The sequence below is a fragment of the Moorena sp. SIO1F2 genome (genome assembly GCF_010672755.1).
In the GTDB taxonomy this organism is placed as follows: Bacteria; Cyanobacteriota; Cyanobacteriia; order Cyanobacteriales; family Coleofasciculaceae; genus Moorena.
On sequence record NZ_JAAHFV010000149.1, the window covers coordinates 9,893 to 14,734 of the forward strand.

3 protein-coding genes are annotated in these 4,842 nt (G+C 46.7%); all 3 read left to right on the forward strand.

Annotated elements, in window-relative coordinates:
• Window positions 1-2,526, forward strand: a 2,526-nt coding sequence (locus F6J94_RS18160; protein ID WP_293043082.1) for an S-layer family protein, incomplete at its 5' end; no start/stop codon positions are given.
• 247 nt (window positions 2,527-2,773) lie between these two features.
• The gene (locus F6J94_RS18165; RefSeq protein ID WP_293019598.1) at window positions 2,774-2,896 is read left to right on the forward strand and encodes a hypothetical protein; all 123 of its coding nucleotides are present in this window, start codon (window positions 2,774-2,776) and stop codon (window positions 2,894-2,896) included.
• A partial coding sequence (locus F6J94_RS18170) for a hypothetical protein (protein WP_293043085.1) occupies window positions 2,893-4,842 on the forward strand: 1,950 nt, incomplete at its 3' end. The genes F6J94_RS18165 and F6J94_RS18170, both read left to right, overlap by 4 nt.

Below are 4,842 nucleotides of genomic sequence, written 5' to 3' on the forward strand. Positions count from 1 at the left end.
ACAGCAGTAAACTTTGGTGCAGAGGGCAATGGTGGGAATGTCGAGATTGAAACCAAGTCTCTATCCCTGGACAATCAGTCGCAAATTGAAGCGAGTACTGCCGGTAACGGAAATGCCGGTAGTATCACCATCCCAGATGCCGAGGAGGTTAACCTTAATCGGAATAGTTCGATATCTACAGAGATTAAGGAAGGTGCAGTTGCCGAAAAAGCTAGCAATATTGATCTAAAAACGCGATCGCTTACTTTAACCAATGACTCTGACATAACTGCCAGCACCTCTGGGATAGGGAATGCCGGTAGTATCACCATACAAGAGGCTCAACAGGTTAACCTTGATCGGAACAGTTCCATATCCACAGCAGTCAATACTGGAGCAGTTGGCAATGGTGGGAATGTCGAGATTGAAACCAAGTCTTTATCCCTGGACAATCAGTCGCAAATTGAAGCGAGTACTGCCGGTACCGGAGATGCCGGTAGTATCACCATCCCAGACGCCGAGGAGGTTAACCTTAATCGGAAGAGTTCGATATCCACAGCAGTAAACCCTGGTGCAGTTGGCGATGGTGGGAATATTGATCTAAAAACGCGGACGCTAAAATTAAATCAATCTCAAATAACTGCTGCTAGTACTGATGCTCAGGGCGATGCCGGTCAAGTCCAAGTGCGGGATGCTCAACAGGTTGACCTTAATCGGAATAGTTCGATATCTACAGAGATTAAGGAAGGTGCAGTTGCCGAAAAAGCTAGCAATATTGATCTAAAAACGCGATCGCTTACCTTAAACAATGACTCTAACATAACTGCCAGCACCTCTGGGATAGGGGATGCCGGTAGTATCACAATACAAGAGGCTGAACAGGTTAACCTTGATCGGAAGAGTTCGATATCCACAGCAGTAAACCCTGGTGCAGTTGGTAATGGTGGGGATATTGATCTAAAAACGCGGACGCTAAAATTAAATCAATCTCAAATAACTGCTAGTACTGATGCTCAGGGCGATGCTGGTAGTATCTTCATACAAGAGGCTCAACAGGTTAACCTTAATCGGAATAGTTCCATATCCACAGCAGTAAACTCTGGAGCAGATGCTGAAAAAGCCGGTAATATTGATCTAAAAACGCGATCGCTTACCTTAACTAATGACTCTCAAATAACTGCCAGCACTTCTGGGAAAGGGGATGCCGGTCAAATCAAAATACAAGAGGCTCAACAGGTTGACCTTAATCGGAATAGTTCCATATCCACAGCAGTAAACCCTGGTGCAGTTGGTAATGGTGGGGATATTGATCTAAAAACGCGATCGCTTACCTTAACCAATGAATCTGAAATAACTTCCAGCACTGCTGGTGATGGAGATGCCGGTAACATCACCCTTCAGGCTAAGCAAGTGACCATCCAGGGAGACTCACAGGTGTCAGCCACTACAACTTCTGGTGGTAAGGGTGGCAACATTGAAATAATTGAGGCCAATCGGTTTGAGGCTACCGACGGTGGCAACGTCAGAACCACCACCGAAGGTACTAACCAGGCTGGTGATATTACTCTGGAAGTACGAGATGATATTACTTTAGCTGGAACTGGAAGTGGGCTGTTTGCCAACACCACGTCCGGTTCTAGCGGCGATGGTGGCAATATTTTCGTTGACCCCAGAACTGTCACCATTCGGGATGGAGCCAAGATAGCTGTAGATAGCCAAGGCACCGGAAAAGGGGGCAATATTGAGCTTCAGGCAGGCACACTCACCCTTAATAATCAAGCAGAGCTATCCGCAGAAACGGCTAGCAACCAAGGGGGCAATATTACCTTAACCATTGACGAGTTGTTGTTCTTGCGACGGGAGAGTAAAATATCCACTACCGCAGGTACTGCTCAAGCTGGTGGAAACGGCGGCAATATTACGATTAATGCTCCCTTTATCATAGGCATTCGTCAAGAAAATAGCGACATTACTGCTAATGCTTTTGAAGGCAATGGCGGCAATATCAACATCACCACCCAAGGTATCATTGGGCTAGAGTTCCGAGAAAACCTCACTCCCCTCAGTGACATTACCGCTAGCTCTGAGTTTGGTGTAGATGGTACCGTCAACATCAATGCACCTCAAATTGACCCCAGCCGAGGGTTGTCGGAATTGCCAAGCGATGTCATTGATGTCTCTCAACTAATTGAAAAAAACCTCTGTGCTGCCGGTGAGGGCAGTGAATTTATTGCCACAGGTCGTGGTGGCTTACCGATTTCTCCTAACGAAACCCTGAACCCCAATGCTACATGGGACGATTGGCGTATCACTGAGCAACCTCAAACTAGGATCAGAAAACGTCGGTCAAGGTCAAGGCAGCATCAACTACAGATTAATCAACCACAGACCAATAACCCTAAACCTAAACAAATTGTAGAAGCCCAAGGCTGGGTTATCGGTGCCAACGGGGAGGTAATTCTCACCGCCCATCCAGTCATAGTGACTCCGAAGGGTACGTGGTTACATCAAGTAGATTGTCCGATGCTTCACCAAACCTTTAAGTAGCTGCGGTGAGTTTTCTGGGGAAGCCAGAGGATAGATCCTCCTCCCGTCCCCCTTAACAAGGGGGAAGCCAGAGGATAGATCCTCCTCCCGTCCCTCTTAACAAGATAGATCCCCCTCCCGTCCCCCTTAACAAGGGGGAAGCCAGAGGATAGATCCTCCTCCCGTCCCTCTTAACAAGATAGATCCCCCTCCCGTCCCCCTTAACAAGATAGATCCCCCTCCCGTCCCCCTTAACAAGGGGGAAGCTGTGCGATCGCTTTTCCCTGCTCCCTGCTCCCTGCTCCCTGCTCCCTGTTCCCTGTTCCCTGTTCCCTGTTCCCTAAAAACCCGGGACTGTGTACCTAACCGAATTGAGAACTGCCATAAATGAAGCGCCTAATTCAGTTTATTTTAATGACCTTGTTGGGGCTAATCTTAAGCCGTGGTGTACACGCACTACCCTTCTATGCTGCCCATCAGCACTCAGTCATCAGCACTCAGCCATCAGCAGTCAGCCATCAGCACTCAACTATCAGCACTGACCTATTAGCACTCAATAACAGTGAGCAGAACGCAACAGTAAGCAAGACACAACAGCAAGCAGGAAGCACGAAGCACTACCTGCTGCTGGAAAAAGGCAAACAATATTACGATGCTGGACAATATTCTGATGCTGCACGAGTATTGCAGCAGGCGGCACAAGCTTATCAAGCCACAGGAGATATCCTCAACCAAGCCCAAGCCCTGTGTTTGCTGTCCTTAGTCACTCAGCAACTTGGGGAATGGGATAAAGCCCAAGCAGCCATTGACTCCAGTTTGTCGTTGCTAGAAACTGTATCCAGGGGCGGTGAGGGAGTATTGGCTAAAGTGTTGAACACTCAAGGGCGTTTGCAATTGGTACAGGGAAATGCTGAAGCTGCCCTGAACACCTGGCAAAATGCTGAAGCACTGTATGCTAAAGCCAATGATCGGGTTGGTGTGCTTGGTAGCCAGATTAATCAAGCCCAAGCGATGCAGTCTTTGGGACTTTACCGTCGAGCCAAGAAGCTATTGACTCAGGTAAGACAAACCCTGCTGGCACAACCGGATTCTCCTCTAAAAGCTATTGGCTTACACAATCTTGGTAATGTGTTTCGACAAGCAGGGGATTTAAAGCAATCTAAACAGACCTTAACCAAAAGTTGGACAGTCGCACAACGAATAAAATCTCCAGAATCCCAGAGTCAAGTGTTACTGAGTTTAGGTAATACTGAGCGAGCCTTAGCCACAAGAGCAAAAGACTTGAATAATAACAAAGCATTCCAGCAGCATATCCAAGAGGCGATAACTCACTATCAACAAGCAGCAGCAACCACCACCTCACCCATCACCCAAATTCAAGCACAATTGAATCAGCTAAGTTTACTCATCGAAACAGACCAGGAGAAATCTGTTCAAGCGTTGTTGCCACAAATCCAGACATTGCTAACTAAATTACCATCCAGTAGAGCATCAGTTTACGCCCACGTAAATTTCGCTCAAAGTCTGATCAAGATCAGAAATCGAAAATTGCGTACGCAAATTACCAAACCAATTCCCACACCAATTCCCAATTCCCAAGACATTGCTCAACTACTCAACACAGCCATTGAGCAAGCTAAAACCCTAGAAGACAAACGAGCAGAATCCTATGCCCTGGGCACCCTTGGTAACTGGTTTGAACAAACTAAAGATTCGTCAAATGCCATAACCTTTACCAAGTCAGCGCTTCTGATTGCCCAAGGGATTAATGCACCAGATATTGCTTATCAGTGGCAGTGGCAAATGGGACGTATACTTAAGGCTGAAGCCGAACAAGCCACTAAAACCAGAAATGGTGATAGTGAAGCAGTAAGCGACCTGATCCAGAATGCGATCGCTTATTATACCCAAGCCTCTAATACCTTAACGAATTTACGCAGTGATTTAGTTACTCTCAATCCTGACATCCAGTTTTCCTTCCGAGAACAAGTAGAACCGGTCTATCGAGAGTTAGTTGATTTACTCTTGGGTTCTCCTCAACCGAGTAAGGATAATCTCAAGCAGGCCCGTGAGGCTATTGAAGCACTCCAGCTTGCTGAAATCGACAACTTCTTTCGAGACGCCTGCGCCAAGCCAGAAAAGGTCAACATTGATAATTTAGACCCTACAGCAGCGGTCATTTACCCGATTATCTTAAAAGACGGCTTAGCGGTAATCCTCAAATTGCCTGAACCAGATAACTTGCGTTACTATATCCATCATAACATATCAGAAGCTCAAGTAGACGAAGCGGTCAAAAAGTTCAGGAATTTCCTAAGAAGACGTAGCACTAGTATA